Annotated in this window: 25 protein-coding genes; 6 read left to right on the forward strand and 19 right to left on the reverse strand. The window is 64.7% G+C overall.

Annotated features, from left to right (window positions below; genetic code table 11):
* Nucleotide 1: 1 nt before the first annotated feature.
* The 9 genes from Q1A53_RS16795 to Q1A53_RS16835 all read right to left on the reverse strand — a co-directional run bounded on the left by Q1A53_RS16795 (nt 2) and on the right by Q1A53_RS16835 (nt 8,091).
* Nucleotides 2–148 carry a light-harvesting protein gene (locus Q1A53_RS16795; RefSeq protein ID WP_299968797.1) on the reverse strand — a complete coding sequence of 49 codons (147 nt, stop codon included), beginning with the start codon at nt 146–148 and terminating at the stop codon, nt 2–4.
* Nucleotides 149–391: 243 nt separating this feature from the next.
* Nucleotides 392–637: a cytochrome PufQ gene (pufQ, locus tag Q1A53_RS16800; RefSeq protein ID WP_366872837.1), complete on the reverse strand. Its 246-nt coding sequence runs from the start codon at nt 635–637 to the stop codon at nt 392–394.
* The gene (gene bchZ / locus Q1A53_RS16805; RefSeq protein ID WP_299968798.1) at nt 634–2,109 is read right to left on the reverse strand and encodes a chlorophyllide a reductase subunit Z; all 1,476 of its coding nucleotides are present in this window, start codon (nt 2,107–2,109) and stop codon (nt 634–636) included. The genes pufQ and bchZ overlap by 4 nt, the downstream gene beginning before the upstream one ends.
* Nucleotides 2,110–2,266: 157 nt before the next feature.
* On the reverse strand, nt 2,267–3,838 hold the full coding sequence (bchY, locus tag Q1A53_RS16810; protein WP_299968799.1) for a chlorophyllide a reductase subunit Y: 1,572 nt from the start codon (nt 3,836–3,838) through the stop codon (nt 2,267–2,269).
* Nucleotides 3,835–4,008: a hypothetical protein gene (locus Q1A53_RS16815; RefSeq protein WP_299968800.1), complete on the reverse strand. Its 174-nt coding sequence runs from the start codon at nt 4,006–4,008 to the stop codon at nt 3,835–3,837. Before Q1A53_RS16815 ends, bchY begins: the two co-directional genes overlap by 4 nt.
* Nucleotides 3,995–5,026 (reverse strand): chlorophyllide a reductase iron protein subunit X, encoded by a 1,032-nt coding sequence (locus Q1A53_RS16820; protein ID WP_299968801.1) that lies wholly within the window; start codon nt 5,024–5,026, stop codon nt 3,995–3,997. The genes Q1A53_RS16815 and Q1A53_RS16820 overlap by 14 nt, the downstream gene beginning before the upstream one ends.
* Nucleotides 5,023–5,964: a chlorophyll synthesis pathway protein BchC gene (gene bchC / locus Q1A53_RS16825; protein ID WP_299968802.1), complete on the reverse strand. Its 942-nt coding sequence runs from the start codon at nt 5,962–5,964 to the stop codon at nt 5,023–5,025. Before bchC ends, Q1A53_RS16820 begins: the two co-directional genes overlap by 4 nt.
* Nucleotides 5,965–6,089: 125 nt before the next feature.
* Nucleotides 6,090–7,214 carry a methyltransferase gene (locus Q1A53_RS16830; protein ID WP_299968803.1) on the reverse strand — a complete coding sequence of 375 codons (1,125 nt, stop codon included), beginning with the start codon at nt 7,212–7,214 and terminating at the stop codon, nt 6,090–6,092.
* Nucleotides 7,207–8,091, reverse strand: coding sequence for a polyprenyl synthetase family protein (locus tag Q1A53_RS16835; RefSeq protein ID WP_299968804.1), 885 nt, complete (start codon nt 8,089–8,091; stop codon nt 7,207–7,209). Before Q1A53_RS16835 ends, Q1A53_RS16830 begins: the two co-directional genes overlap by 8 nt.
* A gap of 94 nt (nt 8,092–8,185) precedes the next feature.
* Here Q1A53_RS16835 and crtD point away from each other — a divergent pair, with 94 nt between their 5' ends.
* Nucleotides 8,186–9,736, forward strand: coding sequence for a 1-hydroxycarotenoid 3,4-desaturase CrtD (crtD, locus tag Q1A53_RS16840; protein ID WP_299968805.1), 1,551 nt, complete (start codon nt 8,186–8,188; stop codon nt 9,734–9,736).
* A complete protein-coding gene (gene crtC / locus Q1A53_RS16845; RefSeq protein ID WP_299968921.1) occupies nt 9,733–10,605 on the forward strand; it encodes a carotenoid 1,2-hydratase in 873 nt (290 codons plus the stop codon). The genes crtD and crtC overlap by 4 nt, the downstream gene beginning before the upstream one ends.
* A gap of 3 nt (nt 10,606–10,608) precedes the next feature.
* Here crtC and Q1A53_RS16850 read toward each other — a convergent pair whose 3' ends face one another.
* The 3 genes from Q1A53_RS16850 to Q1A53_RS16860 are packed head-to-tail and all read right to left on the reverse strand — an operon-like array spanning nt 10,609 to nt 13,694.
* Entirely contained in the window at nt 10,609–11,091 is a 483-nt protein-coding gene (locus tag Q1A53_RS16850) for a TspO/MBR family protein (RefSeq protein ID WP_299968806.1), read from the reverse strand.
* Nucleotides 11,092–11,095: 4 nt separating this feature from the next.
* Nucleotides 11,096–12,133 carry a 15-cis-phytoene synthase gene (gene crtB, locus Q1A53_RS16855; protein ID WP_299968807.1) on the reverse strand — a complete coding sequence of 346 codons (1,038 nt, stop codon included), beginning with the start codon at nt 12,131–12,133 and terminating at the stop codon, nt 11,096–11,098.
* A 16-nt stretch (nt 12,134–12,149) separates the two neighbouring features.
* Nucleotides 12,150–13,694, reverse strand: coding sequence for a phytoene desaturase (locus tag Q1A53_RS16860; protein WP_299968808.1), 1,545 nt, complete (start codon nt 13,692–13,694; stop codon nt 12,150–12,152).
* 106 nt (nt 13,695–13,800) lie between these two features.
* Between Q1A53_RS16860 and crtA the strand changes: the two genes are divergently transcribed.
* Genes crtA through bchO form a run of 4 tightly spaced genes read left to right on the forward strand, consistent with a single transcriptional unit; the run spans nt 13,801 to nt 18,058 of the window.
* The gene (gene crtA, locus Q1A53_RS16865) at nt 13,801–14,517 is read left to right on the forward strand and encodes a spheroidene monooxygenase (RefSeq protein WP_299968809.1); all 717 of its coding nucleotides are present in this window, start codon (nt 13,801–13,803) and stop codon (nt 14,515–14,517) included.
* Nucleotides 14,514–15,518: a magnesium chelatase ATPase subunit I gene (gene bchI, locus Q1A53_RS16870; RefSeq protein WP_299968810.1), complete on the forward strand. Its 1,005-nt coding sequence runs from the start codon at nt 14,514–14,516 to the stop codon at nt 15,516–15,518. Before crtA ends, bchI begins: the two co-directional genes overlap by 4 nt.
* The gene (locus Q1A53_RS16875; RefSeq protein WP_299968811.1) at nt 15,515–17,161 is read left to right on the forward strand and encodes a magnesium chelatase subunit D; all 1,647 of its coding nucleotides are present in this window, start codon (nt 15,515–15,517) and stop codon (nt 17,159–17,161) included. Before bchI ends, Q1A53_RS16875 begins: the two co-directional genes overlap by 4 nt.
* A gap of 6 nt (nt 17,162–17,167) precedes the next feature.
* Nucleotides 17,168–18,058, forward strand: coding sequence for an alpha/beta fold hydrolase BchO (bchO, locus tag Q1A53_RS16880; RefSeq protein ID WP_299968812.1), 891 nt, complete (start codon nt 17,168–17,170; stop codon nt 18,056–18,058).
* A 105-nt stretch (nt 18,059–18,163) separates the two neighbouring features.
* On the opposite strand, the gene Q1A53_RS16885 is transcribed toward bchO, so the two are convergent.
* The 7 genes from Q1A53_RS16885 to puhB form a co-directional block, all read right to left on the reverse strand.
* A complete protein-coding gene (locus tag Q1A53_RS16885) occupies nt 18,164–18,589 on the reverse strand; it encodes a cytochrome C (RefSeq protein ID WP_299968813.1) in 426 nt (141 codons plus the stop codon).
* A gap of 72 nt (nt 18,590–18,661) precedes the next feature.
* Complete coding sequence (hemA, locus tag Q1A53_RS16890; RefSeq protein WP_299968814.1) at nt 18,662–19,876, reverse strand: 5-aminolevulinate synthase; 1,215 nt, start codon at nt 19,874–19,876, stop codon at nt 18,662–18,664.
* Nucleotides 19,866–20,708, reverse strand: coding sequence for a putative photosynthetic complex assembly protein PuhE (gene puhE, locus Q1A53_RS16895; protein ID WP_299968815.1), 843 nt, complete (start codon nt 20,706–20,708; stop codon nt 19,866–19,868). Before puhE ends, hemA begins: the two co-directional genes overlap by 11 nt.
* Before the next feature lie 139 nt (nt 20,709–20,847).
* Nucleotides 20,848–21,999: a magnesium-protoporphyrin IX monomethyl ester (oxidative) cyclase gene (gene acsF, locus Q1A53_RS16900; protein WP_299968816.1), complete on the reverse strand. Its 1,152-nt coding sequence runs from the start codon at nt 21,997–21,999 to the stop codon at nt 20,848–20,850.
* Complete coding sequence (locus Q1A53_RS16905) at nt 21,996–22,292, reverse strand: hypothetical protein (protein ID WP_299968817.1); 297 nt, start codon at nt 22,290–22,292, stop codon at nt 21,996–21,998. Before Q1A53_RS16905 ends, acsF begins: the two co-directional genes overlap by 4 nt.
* A gap of 23 nt (nt 22,293–22,315) precedes the next feature.
* The gene (puhC, locus tag Q1A53_RS16910; protein WP_299968818.1) at nt 22,316–22,783 is read right to left on the reverse strand and encodes a photosynthetic complex assembly protein PuhC; all 468 of its coding nucleotides are present in this window, start codon (nt 22,781–22,783) and stop codon (nt 22,316–22,318) included.
* Between the two features lie 4 nt (nt 22,784–22,787).
* Entirely contained in the window at nt 22,788–23,453 is a 666-nt protein-coding gene (gene puhB / locus Q1A53_RS16915) for a photosynthetic complex putative assembly protein PuhB (protein WP_299968819.1), read from the reverse strand.
* Between the last annotated feature and the right edge of the window lie 8 nt (nt 23,454–23,461).

Here is a 23,461-nt window from a genome sequence, read left to right on the forward strand (position 1 = left end):
CTCAGAACCACGGGAACACAAGGAACGTCGCCAAATGAGCAACCACGGCAACGGCTGAAAACAGCCAGAGCCCGCTCATATAGACGGCATGAAGTTCCTGCGCCTGTTCGTCTGTTAGACCTGTGAAAGACAGGTTATCATCAGCCATAAATATTCCTCCGGAACGTTATGCTGACGCCGCGCACCCCGCGGCCGGGTCCTTTGGGGGTCTCCCCCCTCGGGGTTCTGTCCACCTTGGAAAAGGCGAGCAGTCTTGACCTCGACAGGCGCACGTCAGTCGAGAGATCGGGACACGATCCGGGGCCGACGCCCTGATCTCGTGCAAGGTGGGTCACGCCGAAAAGATCCTCACACCGCAGGTGTGGTGCCATGGTATGAAGATCGTGCCGGATCATGCCGAAAAGATCATCGGCGTGATAATTCCGGCCTGGCTCCAGGCCCGGGCCATGGGGCCCTTTTCGGTAAAACTGCGGCTGCGGATCGCCGACAGCGCCCAGGTCAGCGTCGCCAGTGGCAAGGTCGCCAGAAAAATGATCGCGAAATAGACCATGAATTCCGTGCGCACCGCCTTCTTGCTGGGCGCATGGTGCGGTGCCTCAACGGTGCTCTCAATCATGTCGGATGTCGTGTCAGTCATCTCGGGTCCTCCAGGGTCAGGCCGGCACTCGCCGGATCAAGCGCGCGCACGGTGTCAACCACCACACGCTCCGCGCCTGCGGCCAGCGCCGCTTTCTCTGCCGCATCGCGCAAGGTCTTCGCGGCTGAAATTCGTGTCAGAATGGGGTGGCTCTCGACGATGCGGTCGAGCATCGCCTGCGCATCCCGATCCCAGGGGAAATCGCGGCGCAGCGGCGTGAGCGTTGCATCGGTGGCGTCCATCTCGGTGCCCAGCGGCAGAATGTGAAACAGCGCATCAAAGAGCCCGTTGCAGATTTCCTGAATGAGGTAGGTCGCCCCCGCATAGCCCATGAAAGGCGTGCCCGTATGCCGCCGGATCGCGGCCCCCGGAAAGCTCGCCGGGATGAACGCAGGGCTTGGCCCATGCCCGCCCTTCAGCTCCGCCAGATACATCTTTTCGTTGATCGACCCCATCACGATGAGAGGCCGCTTTTGCCCCATCAGGGCGCGCACTTCCTCATTGTTGGTCTTCTGCCCGGCCACCCGCGCGACCGCAAAGGCGCACGGCAATCCCATATCGTCTTCCAGAAACAGCCGGATCCCCCGCGCGTAGGTCTCATTCGCAACGATGGCGAAACTGGCGGTGGCAAAGAAGTCCTGCGTGACCGAGCGCCACAAGTCCCACACGGGCTTCAGCGTGGAGTGTTTCTCGGTCGTGATAAAAGGTTCGGGGTCGAGGCCCACCAGATTCCCCAGTGCGCGCAGGAATCTGGTCGTGCTCTCGACCCCTATCGGAGCCTGGAGATACGGCTTGGCAAGAAGCTCGCATAATCCACGCCCGAACTCGCGGTACATGCAGATGTTCACATCCGCATTTACCAAATCTCTCATTTCAGCCACATGGGCGCCCAGAGGCATCACCATGTTGACCTCGCAGCCGATCCCCTCGACGAGGCGGCGGATCTCGGCCAGATCCGACGGCATGTTGAAGGTGCCATACATCGGCCCCAGGATATTGACGCGGGGCTTGGCGCCCTCTGCGCGCTTCTTCTCGGGTGGCATCCGACCCTTGGTCATGCCGAACTCGGTAAAGATCCAGGTCATCGCCCGGTCCGCAGCCTCCCACTGATCCTCATCAATGGTCCGCGGCAAGAACCGCTGGATATTCGTGCCCTGTGGCGTCACCCCACCACCGATCATCTCCGCAATGGAGCCCGTCACAACCACCGCAGGCAACGCCGGATCCAGTGTCTCCCAGGCGCGCTTCATGCTCTCTTCGGTGCCAGCGCCCATCTCGCCTTCACCCAGACCCGTCACCACAATCGGCAACTCATGGGGCGGCAAAGCGTCGGTGTAATGCAGCACGGACGTGACTGGCAGGTTCTCGCAGCCGACTGGTCCGTCCACGACCACCTGCAATCCCTTGACAGCACAGAAGGCATAGACCGCCCCCCAGTATCCGCCCGCGCGATCGTGATCTGTCACCAGCATGACCGCGCTCCTTCATCTTGCCGGATAAACTCCGGGTGAGCGCGCAGCGCGAGGGCAGAGCCCTTGGGCGCAAGACATGCGACCGGGGTGCGCACGCAGGTTTCTGGCGAAACCCGCTGCCGCGCACTGCTGCGCAAATATGGTCCATATTTGCGCACTAAATCATCCTGGCGGCGTCTGCCGCGCGCTTTTGCTTGTCGAGCTTTTTCTGATGCTGCGCGCGGAAGTCGGGCCGCAGGTTCGGGGCGCCTTCCCAGACACCCGCGGTATCGCCGGTGCCCACATCCTCAAAGAACGCCTTCATCCGGTCCATCCGGTCCTTGTTCGAGATGGCCGCATTGATCACCTCGGCGAGCGACCCGGCACCGGCAACACCCATCAGGGGCCGCGCCGAAATCAGGTTGGTGAAATAGAGCCCCGGGATGCCCAGTTCCTTGGCCTTCTGCACGACGGGTGTGGTCCCGATGGCCAGATCGGGCTGAACCGCTTCCATGGCCGCGCAGTCGTCTTCCAGCGAGGCGCGGTATTTGACCGTCACACCTTTCGCCTGCAGCCACTCAGCATCCGCCGCTGACCATTCCGACGCAGCACAGGCCGTGCCCACATAAGGCACCTCCGCGCCGCTCTCGATCAGCAGCCGCGCCACCAAAAGCTCGGAACCTTCGTAGCCGGACAGTGTGATCGTTCCCTTGATCGGCGTCGCCGCCAGCGCACCCTTGATCGCGGGTAAGGCCGCATTCTGGGCGGCGGCAATCGCATCCGCGACCACACCATAGGTCTCGCCGATGGCCTTCAGCCACGCCGCCGTCCCGTCATACCCAACAGGCGCAGACCCCACGACAGGCCTGCCTGCCGCCCGGAATGCGCGGACCGTATCAGTGTAGAAAGGATGGATCGCTGCTACGACAGAGCAGTCGAGCGCAGCATAGAGCTCGCGCCACTCGCGGCACGGCAGTACCGGCCCCGCCGCCAACCCCATGGGCGCCAGCATCTGGCCAATCATCATCGGATCCGCCGGGAACATCTCTCCCAGCATTGCAACCGTGGGCCGGGACGACCGGCCACCAACCGGTGCCGCAACCGGACCGGCTTCGGCTTCCGCGCGGGCGTAGCTCAACATGGCACCGGCCAGGATATCCTTGGCCTCCGCATGGGTGGGCACGCCGAAACCGGGCACGTCGATCCCGACGATCCGAACTCCGTTGATCTCTTTGGGCAACAACTGCAGCGGCACGCCGCTGGCCGTCGGCACACAAAGGTTCGTGACCACAATCGCGTCGTAGTGATCGGGGTCCGCCAACTCATGGACGCTTTCCCGGATATCTTCGAAAAGCTTGCCGGTCACCAAGGTCTCGGAGTTGAAGGGCACATAGCCAACGGACCGCCGCGCACCGTAGAAATGGCTCACGAAGGTCAGCCCGTAGACACAGCAGGCCGACCCGGACAGCACCGTCGCCACCCGCTTCATCCGCAGACCAACGCGCAAGGAGCCGAAGGCAGGGCACATGCTCTGGGGCTTGTCGTGCGGTCCCACGGGATAATCCGCGCGGAATTTCTCCAGCAGCTCAGATTTCCCCGCAAGCCGGGCGGCCTTCTCCAGCTCCGCACCGGAATGGCAGCCGGACCCGTCGCCGGGGGTGCCAGACGTCACACGTGTGACATCGCCGTGGGGATGACCTTCGATCACCTCCACCTCGGCGGCATCATCATATGTGACTTCCTGCTTCACGCCTTCGCTGCCCGGTAGATCGGCTGCGGATTTCGCGCCAGTTCCATCAAGCGCTTGGACTGCTCGATGGTCTCCACAGCGGTTTCAAAGATGCTCTGGGACTGGCGCCCCTTCCATTTGCAGCGCTCCAGCGCCATCTGGCTCCTCGTGAAGAGCTCAAGCCTCGTCATAGATCACCTCCAGTGACGGCTTGGGCGCCGCATTCTTGCCGCGCATGTCCATATCTGTCGCAGGCTCCAGCACCACATCGCCTCCGGTCTCGGAGGCATCGAACAGCCCCAGCAACCCGTCCTGATCAAGCGGCGCGGGCCGCACCGGCGGCGCCACTGCGACATTGTCGCCCAGCTCGGCAAAGAGCGCGCCCCACTGGGATTGGGCCGTGCCGACAATCTGGTAGTTGGCGGATTTCTTGCGCAGATCATCATCCTGCGGAATTGCGGCAAGGATGGGAATGTCGACGGCTTCAGCGAAGGCTGCAGCCTCTCCAGTGCCATCGTCCTTGTTGATCACCAGCCCCGCGACACCGACATTGCCGCCCAGCTTGCGGAAGTACTCCACCGCAGAGCAGACATTATTGGCCACATAAAGCGACTGCAGATCGTTGCTGGCGACCAGAATGACCTTTTGCGCCATGTCCCGCGCGATGGGCAGACCGAAGCCACCGCAGACAACATCGCCCAGAAAATCGAGCAGTACGTAGTCGAAATCCCAGTCATGAAAGCCGAGTTTTTCCAGCAGTTCGAAACCGTGGATGATGCCACGACCGCCACAGCCGCGCCCGACTTCGGGGCCACCCAACTCCATGGCAAAGACACCGCCACGCTTGAAGCAGACGTCACCGATGGCAACCTCTTCGCCCGCGAGCTTCTTGCGGGTCGAGGTCTCGATGATCGTCGGGCACGCCTTGCCGCCAAAGAGCAGGGACGTGGTGTCGGACTTGGGATCACAGCCGATCAGCAGGACGCGCTTGCCCTGCTCGGCCATCATGTGGCTGAGGTTCGCCAGCGTGAAGGACTTGCCGATCCCGCCCTTGCCGTAGATTGCAATGATCTGGGTCTTGGATGTGGGCTCCGACTGGGGCACCTCCAGCGTGGGCTCTGCCGCCTCGCTGCGCAGCCGCGCGTCAAAGTCCTTGAGGTTCGGGGCATCGCCCTTTGCTGCGACCTTCTCGTCGATACCGTCTTTCACGCTGCATCCTTCCAGTTGAGGATCATCTTGAGGCACGCCGGATCACCAAAGGCCTGCGCATAGGCCGCGGGCGCATCGGCAAAAGCCGCCTCATGGGTGATCAGCCCGTCGAGGCTGAGCATCCCCGCCTCCACCAGCGCGCGGGTCGCGGCAAGGTCGTCATGCGTCCATTCAGCCGCCACTCGAAAGCGCGCCTCTTTCATGAAAGCCGCCGGAAAATTGAAGCTGATGGGGTCCTTGTAGAACCCGGCGAGCACGATCTCGCCGCCTTTGCCGATGCGGCCCAGCAGATCCGGGATCACACCAACACTCCCCGAGGCATCATAGACGGACATGTAGTCCCGCCGCGCATCCGCGTCGGGCGCGATGACCTCATAGCCCTCGGCACCACCGCGGCGGGCCGGATCCAGCTCCCACACCGTTGGCGCAGGCGCGCCGGCGGCGAGGGTCAGCCGCGCCAGCAACCGGCCCAGCACACCGTGCCCGACAATTAGATCCGGTACGGACTTGTTCAGGCCCGCCATCGTATGCCGCGCCGTTGCGGCCAAGGCCAGCAACGCGCCGGATGCGCCCGACGCGGGATCAATCCGGGTCACCCGATCAGCAGCCGTCACAACACGGGACGCCGCACCCCCAAAGAGACCAAAGGCACCGTCATAACAGTTTGCCCCCGGCACAAAGACATGATCGCCGGGCTTGTATCCGGTGGCAGGCGCGGCCTCCACAACCTCGCCCACAGCCTCATAGCCTGGCACCAGCGGGTAGCCCATCCCCGGGAAAGGCGGCATCTCGCCGGACCAAAAGAGCTTTTCCGTACCGGTAGAAATCCCGGAGTGGTGGATATCAACCACAAGATCCCCGTCGCCCGGCGCGCTCAGGCCCAGCATCTCGACGGCGAGATCGCGCGGGCCTTTCAGAAGGATGGCGGTGGTGTCCACGGGGCTCTCCTCGCGCGGGGATGGCGGGTCGTCCGTGCCCAGACTCACCCCTCACACTTGTCATTCTATGTGTCAGTTTATTCTTACAGTTTTTTCTGTCAACCAGATTAGACAGATTCCAAGCGCTATTCGGGCTTCTGCGCCGTCAGGGTGCGGGTGACATAGCCGCGTGCCGGACGCGGGCTGTGGATTGCTGCGAAACCAGCCGCACGGCACAGGGCCGCAATCTCGTCCGGCGAGCGTGCGCGCCCGGTCTGCATGGCCAATGTGTAGAACGCGAAATACACATCTCCTGCAGCATCCGGCTTGCGACCGCCGCCCATGGGTTCCGAGATGATCAGGCGCCCGCCGGGCGGCAGCGCCTCAAAGACCGCCGCCAGCAAGGCGCCCACGGTCTCATCGGCGTGATCGTAGAGCACGCGGATCAGGCTGATCGCATCGGCACCGCGCGGCAGCGGATCGTCCCGGAAGGATCCGGCCCGGATGCTCACCCGGTCACTGAGCCCCGCCGCATCAAAGCGCGACTGCGCCTCCGGCACGACCTGAGGCAGATCAAAGAGAACCATCTCCACCTCCGGGGCCGCGTGCCCCACGGCCTCCAGAAAGGCACCGGTACCGCCTCCGACATCCAGCAACCGGCGCACACCTTTCAGCGATACCGCCCTCAGAGTGTCCTGCGCGACCAGCCGTTGGCTCTGCGCCATCAGATCGGAGTAGGTGGCCGCCACATCGGGCGCAATCTCACCGCCAGCACCAAAGACATAGGGCCAGAAGGCCGACAATTCCGTCCGCTCCGGTCCGCGCAACAGGGCAACCGGGTCGGCGAGATCGGCGTAAAAGGCCTTGTGGTGACGGATCATTGCTTCCAGCCCCGGCACACCCATGAGCGCAGCTCCTTTGCGGGCCAGTCGGTAGCGCCCCCCACGCCCCCGCGTGAGAAGACCGAGCGCCGCAGCCGCCTGCAACAGCACTTGCATGCGGTCTGGCGCAATCGCGACCGCGCGCCCCAGATCCTCAGCACTTTGGGGCCCTGCGCGCAGACGGCGGAAAACATTCATCTCCACCAGCGCCATCAGCACCTGGCTCTGCACGAACCCCTGCACCAGATCGAAGAGCACCGCGCCATCCTTGCGCGCACGCCCGCGGGTCAGGGGAAAAGCACTGGCCCAGCTCTGAAAGCCCGGTCGCGCGACAAGCCGGTTCAACCAGCCCCCGCGCCAGGCAGGCAGATCACCCGTCGCGTCAGACATTGCTGCGCGTCTGCGCCACGGCTGGTGCCACCGGCGTCAAACGCTCTGCGTAGGCGCGTACCATCTCAGCCAACTGCGCCTCGCCGGGGCACGACGGGATCGAGGCGATCGCACCGCCCAGAATGTCCTTGAGCCGCGAAATCGCCCCCTGCACACCCAGCAGCGATACCGCATTGGGCCGCCCGTGCAGATCATCCTGACCCGCGGGCTTGCCCAGCGTCTCCGCGTCGTAGAGCGCATCGCGCAGATCGTCGGCGACCTGAAAGGCTTCGCCAATGCGGGCGCCAAGCTCGAACCACGGCTCGGCCTCCTGTCCCGCCGCGATGGCTCCCATCTGGGTGGCCGCGATGAACAGCGCGCCGGTCTTGGCCTGATGGTAGGCGGAAAGGTCGATCTCGGCCTCGCTTTCCCAGCCCTGGCCTGCACAAATGCCACCGGGCATACCGGTGCGCTGCGCCAGCGTCATAATCATCTGGGCAACCCGGTCTGGCGCCACGCCCGACTGACGCGCGAGCGTTTCAAATGCCAGCACGATCAGGCTGTCGCCGGTCAGTACCGCCAACGGCTCGGAGTAGGCACGATGCACCGATGGCTTGCCGCGCCGCACATCCGCATCGTCGAAACAAGGCAGGTCGTCGTGCACGAGGCTCGCGCAATGGATCATCTCCAGCGCCGCCGCCGCCGCATCGCTCAAGCCTGGGCGGTCATCGCCGCAGGCCATCGCCACCGACATCAGGATCGTGGGACGGATGCGCGCACCCCCTGGCGCCGTCGCATAATCGAGCGCGGAAGCGAGCCTTGGCGGCACCGCCCCGTGCCCCTGCCCCACGGCAACCGCCGATGAAATCGCCACTTCGATCCGAGACGTCATACCCATAGGTGGCTCCTTGCATCGGCAAAGTGTCACTATTTAAGGACACTAGTGTGTAAATCATACTGGACAGTTTGAGGTGAGGAGTCAACAATCGCCTATGGCCATCGAAACCCCACCTCTTGTCCCGGATCGCTCCCGTGCTGTCGTGATCGGCGCCGGTGTGGCCGGGCTCGCAACCGCGATCCGGCTGGCGGCGGGGGGGATGGCCGTCACGCTGCTGGAACGGCACGGCCACGCGGGCGGCAAGATCCGCACCCTGCCCAGCGAGGCCGGACCCGTTGATGCGGGGCCAACGGTCCTGACGATGCGGCATGTCTTTGAGGATCTCTTTGCCAGCGGCAGCTGGCGGCTCGACGATCACGTCACGCTGGTCCGGCAGGACCTGCTCGCCCGGCATTTCTGGTCGGACGGCAGCCAGCTTGACCTCTTTGCCGATCCCGCGCGCAGCGCCGACGCCATCGCGGATTTCGCAGGGCCGAAAGCGGCGGATGACTTTCGACGCTTCAATCAGCGCACGGCGCGGCTCTTCGCCGCCTTTGACGCGCCCATGATGCAGGCCCCGCGACCCTCACTCTCTCGCCTGACGTGGCATGTGCTGCGCCAACCATCGCTCATCGCGGCAATGGCACCACTCTCCACCCTTGCCCAGATGCTGCGCCGACAGTTCCGGGATCCAAGGCTCGCGCAGCTTTTCGGGCGCTACGCCACCTATGTCGGCGGCGCACCGCATCTGAGCCCCGCGATCCTGAGCCTGATCTGGCAGGCCGAGGCGTCCGGTGTCTGGGTCGTGAAGGGTGGCATGCACAAGCTGGCGGAGGCCATGCACGCACTGGCGGCGCATATGGGCGTCCAAGTGCAATTCGGTGCTCGTGTGGGACGCATCACGACCGAAGCGGGCCGCATCAGCGGGGTTCAGATCGCTGGCGCAGACCACATACCCGCCTCCACCGTCGTCTACGCTGGCGATCCACGCGCGCTTGCCACGGGCAGCATGGGCGCAGATCTGGCCTGCGTCGCGCCGCAGACGGCGCGGCTGCCGCGCTCATTTTCAGCCCGGGTGCACAGCTTTGCGGCCACACCCACGGGCGTGGATCTGGCGCACCACAATGTCTTCTTTGCCGATGACCCGGCATCAGAGTTCACGGACCTGATGGCAGGGCGCATCCCGCGTGATCCCACCCTGTACCTCTGCGCCGAGGACCGCGGTCAGGGAACACCCCCACCAACGCTGGAGCGCTTCGAGATCATTTCGAACGCCCCTGCAACCACATCTCTTACCCCTCCACTGGATTTGGACACATGGCATCATCAGATCATACAGAGGATGGCGGCTATGGGCGTGAGCCTGTCGCCGACACCGACCGCCACGGCGGTGACGACACCGCAACACTTCGCCGAGATGTTTCCCCAGAGCATGGGAGCGCTCTACGGGCAAAGCCCGCACGGAATGACCGCCGCATTGAAGCGCCCGACAGCACAGACCCGAATTCCGGGGCTTTGGCTCGTGGGCGGCGGCACCCATCCCGGGGCGGGCGTGCCGATGGCGACACTCTCCGCCCGGCACGCGGCAGAGGCGATCTTGAGCGACCAAACTTCGACATCCACGTCGGCCCCAACGGCTATGCATGGTGGTATGTCGACGGCCTGAGCGATTGCGGCACCCGCGCTATCTCGGTCATCGGGTTTATCGGGTCTGTCTTTTCACCGTGGTATCGCTGGTCGGGGCGGCGCAATCCGCAGAACCACGTCTGCATCAATGTGGCCACCTACGGGCCCGGTGGGCGGTTCACCATGACCGACCGGGGCGCCTCGGCGCTGCGCCAAACCAACGCACGGTTTGAGGTCGGGCCCTCGATGATGCGGTGGCAGGGCAATGAACTGGTAATTGACGTCAACGAAGTATCCGGACCTCCTGTGATCAGCCGGGTGCGCGGTCAGATCCGCCTGACGCCCTCGGCGATCACCGGTGTGGAACTGCCGCTGACCGCGGACGGTGCGCATGTCTGGAGACCCTTTGCGCCCCGGGCGCGGATCGAGGTCGATATTGACCGACCCGGCTGGCAGTGGGAGGGCGAAGGGTATTTCGATGCGAACTTTGGCACCCGGGCGCTGGAGGAGGATTTCAGCTACTGGACCTGGGGCCGCTTTCCGACACGGAAGGGGGCCACGTGCTTCTACGACGCGACGCGGCTAGACGGCTCCGAACTGGCGGCGGGCTTTCGCTTTGCGGAGGACGGCGCGGCAGAGACGATTGCGCTGCCTCCCAAAACGGCCCTGCGCCGCAGCTTTTGGGCCGTCCGGCGCGAGACCCGCGCCGACACAGGCGCGCGCCCGCGGCAGACGCTCGCAATGCTGGATGCGCCCTTTTATACGCGCGCCGCGGTCGAGACTCAGCTGGATGGCGAGCGGGTGACAGGCGTGCACGAAGCGCTGGATCTGCGGCGTTTTCGCAACCCCTTGCTGAAACCCATGCTGGCGGTCAGGGTACCGCGACGGCGCAACTGGCGCTTTGCCTGAGCGTCAGGACGGCGCGGGCGGCGGGTTGCGCGCAACGCTCGGGTTCAGACGCCAAACCCCTGCATTCAGGGCCGCAGCGATGCTGACCCAGACCAGATAGGGCACAAAGAGCAGCCCCGACACCACATCAATTTGCCACATGGCAACCATGGCCGCAAAGACCGTCGCCCAGAGCACCAGGACCACAGCCATACCGAGGCGGATATTCTTGAGCCCGAAAAATACCGGCGTCCACAGACCGTTAAAGGCGATCTGCACGGCCCACAGACCCATGGCAACGGCGTTATCCTCCAGCAGCGCAATCCGCGCGCCCGCCGTGGCCATGCAGATATAGAGTACAGTCCAGGTAAGCGGAAAGACCCAGTCCGGCGGCGTAAACCACGGCTTGTCCAGATCGCGGTACCACTGGCCCGGCGGGAACAGCCCACCGGTCATGCCAGCGCCCACGCAGGCCACAAGAAAGATGCCGAACAAAATCCAGAACATGGGCCTAGGTTAGGCCAGCCGGGCGCCCGGTCAAGCGCGCCCGCTGATCCTGACGGTGTTGCTCCAACGTGGTCAGAACCGAGATCAGCGCGTCACTGCGCGACCGTACCGACGTGCCGCGTGCCGCCGCATCAACGAGAAAGCCAACTTCCTCCAGCGGCTTGGCGTAAAGCACCGGAGAGCGTGGCATCACCATGCTGGCCCCGCTCAGCAGCATTGATTGGCCCAGCCAGCCGATCTTTTGCAGCTTGGTCGTGCGCGCGCGGGCGCTGATCGAATCGTAGCCCATCGCCGTAAGTTGCCCGCCGATCCCCGCATAAATGAAACGCGCCGCACAGATCCCGGGACGGCACCGCCGCGGCAGCGCGGCGACACCGGCTTCGGAGCGAATGTAGAGCCGGTTCGCCTCCATCACCAATCGTCTGACCATGGCGCGGACCGCCTTGGTGGAGCGTGGATCCGCGAGGAAGGCGTCGGGTGCTAGCCCTGCCTCCTCCAGCCAGTCGAGCGGTAGGTAGATCCGGTTTTCCAGCGCGTCCTCACCCACATCGCGGGCGATGTTGGTCAGCTGCATCGCCACGCCCAGATCACAAGCGCGCGCCAGAGCATCGGCATCGCGCACGCCCATCAGCACGCACATCATCGCCCCCACCGCCGAAGCCACACGCGCGGAATAGCAGCGCACATCGGACAGGGTGCGATAGCGTCGTGCCTCCGCATCCCAGGCCAGCCCCTCCAGCAAGGCATCGGGCAACGCGCGGGGCATCTCGAAATCATCCACGATGGCGGCAAAGGCGCGGTCGGGTGCTGCATCCTTGGGCCGCCCCGCGTAAACCGCATCCAGCCTGTCGCGCAGGCGCAACACGGCCTCGGCCTTTTCGGCCTTCAGATCAACCTCATCGTCTGCCAGCCGGCAAAAGGCATAGAGCGCCAGTGCCGGGGACCGCACCCGCGCGGGCAACAGCCGCGAGGCCGCGTGAAATGACAGCGACCCGTGGCGGATCGCCTCTTCGCAGTGTTCAAGATCGGCCGCTGCGATCATCTGGGCTCTCCTTGGGTCATTCGACACGCTCCGCATCCGGCACCAGGCTGGCCAACACCTCGGCGGTGGAAACAACGCCCGGCACGCCCGCACCCGGATGCGTGCCGGCGCCCACCAGATAGAGCCCCCGCGCCTCCTCCGAGACGTTATGCGGGCGGAACCAGGCGCTTTGCAGGATTCGCGGCTCGATGGAGAACCCCGCGCCCATCGGGCTGAGATAGCGGTCGCGGAACGTCTCGGGCGTAAAGACGACCTCTGTGCTGATCGCATCGCCCAGACCTGGCAGCAGCTGATCCTCCAGCACCTTGAGCATCTTGGCCTTGTAGCGCGGTTCTTCCTCGGCCCAGTTGACACCGTTGTCATGGCCCAAGTGCGGCACCGGACTGAGCACGTAGAAGCTGTCGTCGCCCTCAGGTGCCACCGACGGATCGGTGACGGACGGGCGGTGGACATAGAGGCTCATGTCGTCACAGAGCTTGCCCTTGATAAAGATATCCCGCAGCAACCCCTTATAGCGCGGCCCGTTCAGAATGGTGTGATGCCCCACATCCTGCCACCGGTCGCGCGTGCCCTTCGTGCCGAAATACCAGACAAACAGGCTCATGGAATAGCGGGTGCGTTTGAGCCGCTTGGGGGTCCAACGACGCTTTTTGTGATTGCGCAGCAGCGTGTTGTAGGTGTGGCCCGCGTCGGCGTTGGAGACGACCACATCGGCCCCCATCTCCAACCCGCTGGTCAGGCGCACGCCCGTGACAGCACCGTCGCGAACGACGATCTCGTCCACGTCCGTCTGCATCAGCAAGGTGCCACCCTGGGCCTCGATCACATCTGCCATCGCGCGCGCCATCCCCGCCAGCCCGCCCATGGCGTAATGCACGCCGAATTCCTTCTCCAGATAGGCGACGAGGATGTACATCGACGTCACATGCAGCGGATCGCCGCCGATAAAGAGCGGATGAAAGCTGAGCGCCATGCGCAACCGTTCGTCCTTGACCCGCCGCGCGGCATGGGCATAGACCGACCGGTCCGCACGCAGCCAGGCAAAGGTCGGCAGCACCTTGATCAACTCCCATAGCTGGTGCATCGAACGGCGGCCCAGATCCTCGAACCCGAACCAGTAGCGCTCGGCACTGTCCTGCAGAAACCGGTCAAAGCCGGGCACGTCACGGGGGCTCAGCTTGGCGACCTCAGCGCGCAGCTTGCCAGTGTCCTGCTGTGCGACGAACTTGGTGCCATCGGGCCAGCGGATCTCGTAGAACGGATCGAGCGCCTTGAGCGTCACATCCGTGTCGAAATCCCGCCCGCAATCGGCCCAGAGCTTGCGGTAAAGCTGTGGCACGGTGACGATGGTAGGGCCAAGATCAAAGCGGTGGCCGTCCTGCCAGATGGCTGAGCCACGCCCGCCCGGCACATCGAGCCGGTCAATCACCGTCACGCGGTAGCCCTTGGCCCCCAGCCGCATCGCGGCCGCCAGCCCGCCCAGCCCCGCGCCCACGACAATGGCCCGGTTGCGCCGGCTTTCCCTGGAATCGGTGGAGTGAATGCTGTCGAAGCGTGTCATGATCACTTAACAGTAGTAGTGTCTATCTTAGTTGACAATTGTGTTCTTTCAATTCGCTGCGCCGCATGTCAAACTTGGTTGACAGTTTGAACCGACACAGCGCGCAATGACCCCCAACCCGATCGTGACCTTGAGCTTTTTTCGCTTCTCCGGGCCAGGTGCGCGGATGTGGGCCTTTGCGATGATGGGGCTTGCGCGCGGGGCGATTGCCCGGGTGCCTGACATCGGCTTCTGGAAGCTTTGCGGATCGGGCACGGGCGAAGGCTTCACCCCCCTGCCCAACACCTCCGTTTACGCGATACTTGCAAGCTGGCCCGATGAGGCGACCGCCCGCGCGAGGACAGGCACATCCGCACCCTTTGCGCGCTACCGGCAGCGCGCAGCGGAGGACTGGACCGTCTTTCTCAACACCACCTCTGCGCGCGGCGCATGGTCGGGCCGCAGCCCGTTTCACGCAAATCCAGGGCCACAGCGCGGCCCGCTCGCAGCGCTCACCCGTGCCACGGTCAAACCCCGCGTGGCGCTGCGGTTCTGGCGGCGCGTGCCCGACATCAGCCGCATGATCGGGGCAGACCGCAACGTCGCTTTCAAGATCGGCATCGGCGAAGTGCCGCTGCTGCACCAGATCACATTCTCCATCTGGCCCGACGCGGGCGCCATGGCCGGGTTTGCCCGCACCAATGGCCCCCATGCCGCCGCGATCCGCGCCGTGCGCGACGGCAACTGGTTTTCCGAGGAACTCTACGCGCGCTTTGCCATCCTCGGCGACAGCGGCACCTGGGGCGGCGTCAGCCCGCTCGCCAAACTGGACGTCCCTTCATGAATACAGCCTACCCTTTCTCTGCCATTGTCGGTCAAGCCGCCATGAAACAGGCCATGATCCTCACGGCGGTGGACCCGGGTATCGGCGGTGTGCTCGTCTTCGGCGACCGTGGCACCGGAAAGTCGACGGCAGTGCGCGCGCTGGCAGCCCTGCTGCCCCCCATCCGCGCCGTGGAAAGCTGCCCCGTCAATGCGCCCAAGACCGCGGACTGCCCCGAATGGGCAGAGCTTGGCTCGCGCAAGATCGTCACGCGCCCCACGCCGGTCATTGATCTGCCGCTGGGTGCCACCGAAGACCGCGTCGTTGGCGCGCTTGACATCGAACGGGCCCTGACCCGCGGCGAGAAAGCCTTCGAGCCCGGGCTGCTGGCCCGCGCCAACCGCGGATATCTCTACATTGACGAGGTCAACCTGCTGGAGGACCACATCGTTGATCTGCTGCTCGACGTGGCACAGTCGGGTGAAAACGTGGTGGAACGGGAGGGGCTGTCCATTCGCCATGCGGCGCGCTTCGTGCTCGTCGGCTCCGGCAACCCCGAGGAAGGCGAGCTGCGCCCGCAACTTCTGGACCGTTTCGGGCTGTCGGTGGAGGTTCGGTCCCCGTCGGAGGTAGCCGAGCGGGTCGAAGTAATCAAGCGCCGCGACGCCTTCGAGAGCGATCACGATACCTTTATGGAGCACTACAGCGCCGAGGACGCCACGATCCGAGAGCGGATCCTCAAGGCGCGCAAGCGGCTGGCCAAGATCAGGACGCCCGACGACCTGTTGGAGGATTGCGCCGCACTTTGCATTGCGTTGGGGTCTGACGGGCTCCGCGGGGAGTTGACGCTTTTGCGGACTGCCCGCGCCCTGGCTGCCTATGACGGCAAGCGGGTTCTGACCCGCGATCATCTGCGCGCGATTGCGCCCTCGGCGCTGTCGCACCGGCTGCGCCGCGATCCGCTGGACGAGGCAGGCTCCGGCACGCGGGTCATGCGCGTGGTCGCGGAAGTTCTGGGATGAGCGCCGCGCCCGACAGCTGGGCGCGCGCCGCAATGGGCCTGAGGCTTCTGCGGGCGGCGCCCGGCTATCTGGGCGGTGCGGTGATCCGAATGCGCGCGAGCCCTTTGCGGGACCGTGTCACGGACACGCTGCGCCCGCTGGAGGCCCGGCGGATCTTTCCGGGGATCGACGACACACAGCTTTTTGGTGGCCTGGATCTGTCGGGCACGCTGGCCTCGGGTCAGGTCATGAAGACTGCGGGCCTCTTTGACGCACCGGCCATAGCCGTGCTGGTGATGGCGGAACGGTGCGGCCCGGATCTGGCGGCCCGCATCGCGCAGCAACTGGATCGCGGCATGGGTCACGCGGTGATTGCTCTGGACGAGGGCGCGGAGGCGGATGAGATCACGCCCGCGGCTCTGCGCGACCGGCTGCCGCTGTGGATCGCGCCCGAAGGCCGGATGCCCACAGGGTGGACCGTGCCCGAGGGCGATCTGCATACCGATCCGGCCCGCATAGCTGCGACGCTTGGCGATGCCGATACGCTGACACAGCTGGCCGCCGCCTTTGGTATTCACAGCCTGCGCGCGCCCCTGCTGGCGCTGCGCACGGCGCGGGTGAACGCGGCCCTCGCAGGCCGCAGTGCGATCACGGCAGAAGATCTCGAAACAGCCGCATCACTCGTCTACCCGCAACGCGCCACACAGGTGCCCGAGGCGGCGGAGCAGGAGAGCCAGCCTCCGGAGCCACCCGAAACGCAGGAAGACGCAGGCTCCGGCAAGGGCGACAGGCTCCCCGACGGCGACATGCTGGTGGACGCGGTCCGCGCCCTGTTGCCGCCCGATCTGCTCGCCGGGTTGGCCTCCGCCAGCAGCGCCCGCGGCGGCAGCGGTTCGGGGGCCGGCAGCAGCCGCAAGGGGAACCGGCGCGGGCGACCGCTGCCGTCACGCCCCGGGCGGCTCGACGGACGCGCGCGGATCGATCTGGTGGCGACCCTGCACGCGGCGGCACCCTGGCAACCGTTGCGGCGACGCGCGCAACCAAAGGCGCAGGGCCTGCTGATCCGGCCCTCCGACATCCGGCTGAAGCGTTACGAGGAACGATCGGACCGGTTGTTGATCTTTGCGGTGGATGCGTCAGGTTCGGCTGCGGTAGCGCGGCTGAATGAGGCCAAGGGGGCCGTGGCGTTGATGTTGGCGGAGGCCTACGCCGCGCGCGATCACGTGGCGCTGATCAGCTTTCGGGGCACGCAGGCGGAGCTGCTCTTGCCGCCGACCCGGTCGCTGGTCCAGACCAAGCGGCGGCTGGAAAGCCTGCCCGGCGGCGGCGGCACGCCGCTGGCGCACGGCCTGCGGGAGGCGGCGGCGCTGGCCGTGCAGGCCCGCGGCAAAGGGTTGACGCCGACGCTGCTGGTGCTGACCGACGGTCGTGCGAACATCGCGCTGGATGGCACGACGGACCGCGCCCGGGCTGCCAGCGATGCCGAAGACATGGCCCGCGTGATCCGTGCTCAGGGTGTCGAGACACTGGTCATTGACGTCTCGCAGCGCCCGCAACCGGGGTTGAGCCGACTGGCACAGCGTTTCGATGGCGGCTACCTCGCCCTGCCCCGCGCCGACGCGCGCAAAATCACCGGTGCGGTCAGCGCCGCGCTGGACGGGTAGCGCGGGATGCGCTGGCCGCCCCCGTCCGACTGGCCAAACGTCAGCCTATCGCGGCAGATCCATGCGCCGCCGCACCGATGGCACGTGCAGGAAACCGGCGCGGGGCCCTGCCTGCTCATGCTGCATGGGGCAGGTGGCAGCGTTCACTCCTTTCGGGACATGCTGGGTGCACTGGCGGCGCACTACCGCGTCATTGCCATCGACCTGCCGGGACAGGGATTTACCCGGCTGGGTGCGCGGCATCGCTGCGGTCTGGATCCGATGGCCCAGGATATCGAGAAGCTATGCCAGCAGGAAGGCTGGCAGCCGCGGGCGATTATCGGGCATTCGGCGGGAAGCGCCCTCGCGCTGAAGCTGTCGCAGACCCTGCGCACGGCTGAGGGAGAGGTGCCGCAGGTGGTGGGCATCAACCCGGCCCTCGATACCTTTGACGGGATTGCGGGGGTGCTCTTTCCCGCCATTGCCAAGATGCTCGCCGCGATCCCCTTCAGCGCCAGTGTCTTTTCCGCCACCTCCGCCACGCCGAGCCGGATCGAGACGCTGCTGCGTGGGACAGGATCAGTTTTGGATGCAGGCGGCCGGGCGCTCTACCAGCGGCTGGTCGCGGACCGGGACCACGTGGACGGCACGCTCTTGATGATGTCTCAATGGTCGTTGGACGCGTTGGTGCGCAGCTTGCCTGCGCTGGAAACACGCACACTTTTCATCATTGGCTTGCGGGACGGCGCCGTGCCGCCACGGGTGGCGCGTGATGCGGCGTCGCGGATGGCAGATGCCCGTGTGATCGAGTTCCCCGACCACGGCCATCTGGTCCATGAGGAGGTCGCGGACGATATCGCGCGGCACGTCTCAGCGTTTCTGGGCGACCGGTCCAGCGAGGGTACCCAGCCTCGATAAGGGCGATGTGCGCCTCGTCACCCCTCCAAAAATGTCGCTGTCATGTGTTCAAAACAGAAGCGCCACCCGCACGAACGGGTGGCGGCTTGACGCTCGTACCGGTGCTTAGCTCTGCGGCCCGACCGAAGCCAGATACGCGGCAACGTCCGCGCTGCCCTTACGGAGCTTGTAGGCCATACGGGATTTCGCCCCGTTGTCATCCAGATACTCCCGCAGGAACGCACGGGGATCTTCGACGTAGCTGGCGAGGTTCGCCTCGTCCCAGACCAAACCGGCCTCACCTGCCGCGACCAGATCATCGCCGTAGCGGAAATCCGCGACACCCGCCTGACGACCGATGACCCCGTAAAGATTGGGGCCGGTGCGGCCACCCTTCACGATTTCAGTGCCGTCATCGGCAACGATCATATGGCAGGATTTACACTGGTTGAAGGTTTTCTCTCCGGCTGCCGCATCCCCGGTGGAATGGCCATCCGCAAAGGCAGGGGCGGCCATGCCGACCATCATCAAGGTAGCAAGGATATGTTTCATGTTCGTCTCCTGGTTACTGTCCGTAAAAGGTAGCGGGCAGCCGCCAGAGTCAACCGGCACAATGTCGCGTGATCACGCCACAGCGTGGGATATCGCGCATTGTTTCCACAGCTCTTTGAGCGCCAGCACCAGATGTTCGATATCGTCGGTGCTGTGCAGCGGTGACGGCGTGAACCGCAGCCGTTCCGTCCCCTTCGGAACGGTGGGGTAGTTGATGGGTTGGACGTAGATCCCGTACTGCTGCATCAGATAATCCGCGATCATCCGGCATTTGACCGGATCCTTGATCATCACCGGGATGATGTGACTGGGATTGTCCAGATGCGGGATCCCCTCCTGATCGAGACGTTTGCGCAGATAGGCCACGCGCTCCCGCTGCAGCTTGCGCTCCTGATCGGACTGCTTGAGATGCCGGATGGAGGTCTGCGCCGCAGCCGCGACCGCAGGCGGCAGGGCGGTGGTAAAGATGAAACCAGAGGCAAACGACCGGATGAAATCGCACAACGCTTCCGAACCGGTGATATAGCCGCCCACGACACCATAGGCCTTGCCCAAAGTCCCCTCGATCAGCGTGATCCGGTCGGCCAGACCTTCTTGTTCGGAGATGCCGCCACCCCGTGGCCCGTAAAGACCAACTGCGTGCACTTCATCCAGATAGGTCATGGCACCGTGTTTTTCGGCGACCTCGACAATCTCCGCCATGGGGCAGATGTCGCCGTCCATGGAATAGACACTCTCGAACGCCACGATCTTGGGCGCGTTGGCGGGCAGCGCGCTCAGCTTGCGGTCGAGATCCTCTGGATCGTTGTGCTTCCACAATACCTTGTTGGCGCGGGAATGGCGGATGCCCTCGATCATGCTGGCGTGGTTCAGCTCATCGGACAGGATCACGCAATCGGGGATCCGCGCACCCAGGGTGCTGAGCGCCGCCCAGTTCGACACGTAGCCGGAGGTAAAGAGCAGCGCCTGCTCCTTGCCGTGCAGATCGGCGAGCTCCGCCTCCAGCAGCTTGTGATTGTGGTTCGTGCCCGAGATGTTGCGCGTACCGCCCGCACCCGCGCCGCAGCTGTCGATCGTGTCCTTCATGGCACGGGTCACCGACGGGTGCTGACCCATCCCGAGATAGTCGTTGGAACACCAGACCGTGACCTGATCGGGGCTGTCCTCATCGTGGCATTTCGCGGTCGGAAAAGACCCCGCCTGCCGTTCCAGTTCCGCGAAGATACGGTAGTTGCCATCGTCTTTGAGCGCATCGAGTTGCGTCTGGAACAGTGCATCAAAATCCATGATGTCCCCCCTTTATTTTAGCTGTCGGTATTGCGTCGGTATTGGGTCGGTGTTTTGTCGGTGCATCGGTCGGTATCATCCACCGCCAGAGGCGTTCGTCCGGGACCTTCAGCACCATCATCCAGTGCTCGAAAAGCGCCAGCGCCGTGATCGCAGTGAGCAGGCTGAAGCCCGCCACATCGCCCGGCTCGGATGCCGCGTAGAGCCGCTCCAGCCAGCAGGCCACGGCAAAGCTCAGCGCGGTGATCGACACCGGAAAAAGCCAGTTGAGCGGGCGGTGACGGAAGTGGCTGGGCAGATGCGCCAATGCGTTGGGCAGAAAATCAATGTTGATCTTGGGCACGCCGAAAAAGAGGTTCAACTTCGCCGACAGGCGCGCAAAGAACAAGACCGCAAAGGTCCAGGTGGCGAAACTATTGGTGGCCGCCAGATGCCAGTCGATCAGGAACATCGCGATCAGCACCGCCACCAGCAACATCTCGTGGTAGGCGAGCGTGCCCCAGGCGCGGATGAACCGCTCCCATTCCGGCACGTCGCTCGGCAGCGCATGATCGTTGGGCCCGGTGATCACCCCGGTGAGAAAGGCAAGCTCGATCCAGCCCCAGATCGCCAGGGCTGCCAGAAAGCCCGCGTACGCACCAAAAACCGACGCGTCGTGCAGTGAAGCCCAGACGCCGCCGAACCCGAGCGCGAGAACCGGCAGACCCCAGAGCACGGCCCGCCTGCGGGCGGCCATGCCTGCCCGGTCCGCGGATTTCACCACCCAGAGGATCGCACCGGTGGAAAACCACCAGACGAACAAGGCAAAGAGGGCCGGGATCCAGAAGCTCACAGGACGGACACCTCCGCAGAGGTGCTGGCGGGCAGCGGGGCACCCGTCACCCGTTGCTGGCAACGGGTGACCGCGGGCGCGCACCGCCTCGATGGCCCGCGCGCCCGCGTGCCCTCACCGCTTATGCCCGCTCCTTGGGTCAATACGCCGGCTCCAACCGGGTCGATGCCGGTACCTGGTGCTTCTTCACCGGGATCGTGAAGAGCGACACGAAGGCCGCCGCCGCCCGGGCCTGAGCACCGAGCTTGGCAAAGAACCTGCCAGAAGCCGTTGCCTCCGCCAGATCGACATTGGCCTTCTGCAGTTTCTCCAGCGTGGGCTGCCAGCGCGGATGCTCGATGTCGAGCGTGATCGGAAAGATCTGCTCTGTCAGCTTCGAAGTCTTGGTAAAGACCTCATGTGCGTACCAGTCGGGATCCACGCCCAGGGCCTTGTGGAACGCCGGGCGCTGGTGGTCACGCACGTACATCGTGGCGTAGACCGCCGTCAGGAAGAACTTGATCCAGTAGACGTTCTTGCCCGAGGTCAGCTTGGGGTCGGTCTTCATCAGCAGGGCAAAGGCCTCACCGTGGCTGAACTCATCGTTGCACCATTCCTCGAACCATTTGAAGATCGGGTGGAAGCGGTGCTCGGGGTGCGCCTCCAGGTGACGGAAGATCGTGATGTAGCGCGCATAGCCGATCTTTTCCGACAAATAGGTGGCGTAGTAGATGAACTTTGGTCGGAAATAGGTGTATTTCTTCTTCTGCGTCAGAAACCCGAGGTTCACCGCCACACCCGCCTCGCGCAGCGCGTCGTTGATGAAGCCCGCATGCCGCGCCTCGTCCCGTGCCATCAGCTGGAACAGCTGGGTGATGTCCTTGTTGGCCCCGCGGCGCTTCATTTCCTTGTAGAGCACGCAGCCCGAGAATTCCGCGGTGCAGGAGCTGATCAGGAAATCGATGAATTCCTTTTTCAGCTGCGGCTCCATCCCGTCCCAGTCCACATGGTCCCAGTCCTCGTTCTTGCGGAAATGCCCCTTGTTGGGGTCGCTGACCATCTGGTCGATCAGCTTGTCCCAGTCCTCGCGGACGGAGCTTACGTCGATGGCGTCGAGCTCGTCGAAATCCGTGGTATAGAACCGCGGTGTCAGCAGCGTGTTCTGCATTGCCACTTCTGTGGCGGCAACGCTGTCGAACTTGGCCTGCTCCTCCTGGATAGCGAGGCCTTCCTCGACCGTGGTGGCATCGGCGGTGTGGGTCGCACCCGCGGTGGGCGCATCGGGGTTCGGGGCGTTGTTCTGGATGTTCACAGCGTCACCTCCTCGGAGAACGAGAACTCGCACAGCTCCATCACTTCGAAATCACCCGTTAGTCGGGTCCAGAGCTGCTCAAGCTTGCTGGCGCGGATGATCGTGGCCTCGCGGTCCTCCACGACGATCTCGCCGAAGGGGGCCATGATCTCCTCTCCGTGTACTTTCACTTCGTCACCGGGGTAGATCACGGCGCCGTTGTTGAACCGCACATGCGCGTGCAGGCTCTCGAACTTGTGGCTGATCTCCACGGTGCAGGGGGCACGTTCAAAGTCCTTTGTCAGTAGTCCCATAAGGTGGCTTCCTTTCTTGGGGCTCAGGGTTGGTCCAGCAACCTGGCGAAGGTGCGGGTGTTGGATGCGCCAAAGCCCATGAGCTCGGCTGACCATCCGGTGACGGGGTCGTAGAGGGAAAGACGGTTGCCCGCGCGCAATCGCAGCAGGACAGGGTCGGTCGGGGCGGCACCGATCTTGGCGCGTTCGCGGGCAATGACCCGCTCGATCCCGGCGACAAAGCCGCCCTTGTCAGAGGCGAAATCAGCGATCACCGTCCCGGTGGCGTCGAGCACACGCGCGGCCCCGGAGGCGTCGCCGGTCAGCACGATGGCCCGTTCGGTCAGGATCTCGCCCTGTGGCGGCGTGCTTTGCACGGGCCGGTCGGTGAGGGTCGCAACAGTCACGATGAGCAGGACAACGGCTGTCAGCCCGAACATGGCGCGCACCATGATGCGCGGGATCATCTCTTCGGCCTTGGCGTGAATGCGGGGTCTGGCGTGGCTGGTCATGATGTTACTCCGCCGCAACAGCGTTTGCATGGCCTGCGCGCGCGACCGTGGGCCGTGCCACACGCGCCTCCGCGGCTTCGGCCAGCATCTCAGCCACCCGCTCGGCCTCGGGGATACAGCGCAACGCAGGCTGTGTGCGTTTCATGTGCCAGGGCCGCACGTGCGGCCAGCAAACGAGATAGCTGAGCTTGGTGTCGCCCAGCGTCTCCAGCGCGATGGTCCCCGTGCCGCTGCGGCGCAGATCCAGCATGGCATTGCCCACCTGAGTATAGGGCAGGTTCAGCGTGACGGTCAAAGCCGCCCCGATCCGCATGACCACACGCGCATCGGTCACCGTGTAGACCGTGGCGCGCGCCTGGGCATAGGCCACCAGCGCCAAGAGACCGCAGACGAAAAGACCCAGCAGCACGAAGGGCAGCGCCGCACCGATCGCCCGGCCCAGCGGCATGAGATCGACGAGCGACCCGAAGCGCCAGAGCGCCAGCAGCCCAAAATAGCTCGCCACCCACTTCAGCCACAGCGCTTCGCAGGCCAGTGTCCACCAGTCCGGACGCCCTTGCCAGAGGATCTGTTCTCCCTGCGGCGGACGCTCGGGCAGCCCCTCGATGGGCTCGATCTCGAAATCGTCGTGCCCGTGGGCGGGGGCTTGCGCGTATGGCTTCTGAGACATGGCGAGTA

Origin of the sequence: uncultured Roseobacter sp., assembly GCF_947496515.1 — a bacterium.
Classification (GTDB): Bacteria; Pseudomonadota; Alphaproteobacteria; order Rhodobacterales; family Rhodobacteraceae; genus Roseobacter.

Excerpts from the sequence above, each read along its gene's own strand:
- Q1A53_RS16885 (WP_299968813.1), bottom strand. The coding sequence starts at position 18,589 with ATGAAACATATCCTTGCTACCTTGATGATGGTCGGCATGGCCGCCCCT.
- Q1A53_RS16875 (WP_299968811.1), top strand. The coding sequence starts at position 15,515 with ATGAGCGCCGCGCCCGACAGCTGGGCGCGCGCCGCAATGGGCCTGAGG.
- Q1A53_RS16815 (WP_299968800.1), bottom strand. The coding sequence starts at position 4,008 with ATGACGAGGCTTGAGCTCTTCACGAGGAGCCAGATGGCGCTGGAGCGC.
- Q1A53_RS16795 (WP_299968797.1), bottom strand. The coding sequence starts at position 148 with ATGGCTGATGATAACCTGTCTTTCACAGGTCTAACAGACGAACAGGCG.
- bchO (WP_299968812.1), top strand. The coding sequence starts at position 17,168 with ATGCGCTGGCCGCCCCCGTCCGACTGGCCAAACGTCAGCCTATCGCGG.
- Q1A53_RS16835 (WP_299968804.1), bottom strand. The coding sequence starts at position 8,091 with ATGGGTATGACGTCTCGGATCGAAGTGGCGATTTCATCGGCGGTTGCC.
- bchI (WP_299968810.1), top strand. The coding sequence starts at position 14,514 with ATGAATACAGCCTACCCTTTCTCTGCCATTGTCGGTCAAGCCGCCATG.
- Q1A53_RS16905 (WP_299968817.1), bottom strand. The coding sequence starts at position 22,292 with ATGGGACTACTGACAAAGGACTTTGAACGTGCCCCCTGCACCGTGGAG.
- pufQ (WP_366872837.1), bottom strand. The coding sequence starts at position 637 with ATGACTGACACGACATCCGACATGATTGAGAGCACCGTTGAGGCACCG.
- crtB (WP_299968807.1), bottom strand. The coding sequence starts at position 12,133 with ATGATCGCAGCGGCCGATCTTGAACACTGCGAAGAGGCGATCCGCCAC.
- crtD (WP_299968805.1), top strand. The coding sequence starts at position 8,186 with ATGGCCATCGAAACCCCACCTCTTGTCCCGGATCGCTCCCGTGCTGTC.
- Q1A53_RS16850 (WP_299968806.1), bottom strand. The coding sequence starts at position 11,091 with ATGTTCTGGATTTTGTTCGGCATCTTTCTTGTGGCCTGCGTGGGCGCT.
- Q1A53_RS16830 (WP_299968803.1), bottom strand. The coding sequence starts at position 7,214 with ATGTCTGACGCGACGGGTGATCTGCCTGCCTGGCGCGGGGGCTGGTTG.
- Q1A53_RS16860 (WP_299968808.1), bottom strand. The coding sequence starts at position 13,694 with ATGACACGCTTCGACAGCATTCACTCCACCGATTCCAGGGAAAGCCGG.
- puhB (WP_299968819.1), bottom strand. The coding sequence starts at position 23,453 with ATGTCTCAGAAGCCATACGCGCAAGCCCCCGCCCACGGGCACGACGAT.
- puhC (WP_299968818.1), bottom strand. The coding sequence starts at position 22,783 with ATGACCAGCCACGCCAGACCCCGCATTCACGCCAAGGCCGAAGAGATG.
- crtA (WP_299968809.1), top strand. The coding sequence starts at position 13,801 with ATGACCCCCAACCCGATCGTGACCTTGAGCTTTTTTCGCTTCTCCGGG.
- hemA (WP_299968814.1), bottom strand. The coding sequence starts at position 19,876 with ATGGATTTTGATGCACTGTTCCAGACGCAACTCGATGCGCTCAAAGAC.
- bchZ (WP_299968798.1), bottom strand. The coding sequence starts at position 2,109 with ATGCTGGTGACAGATCACGATCGCGCGGGCGGATACTGGGGGGCGGTC.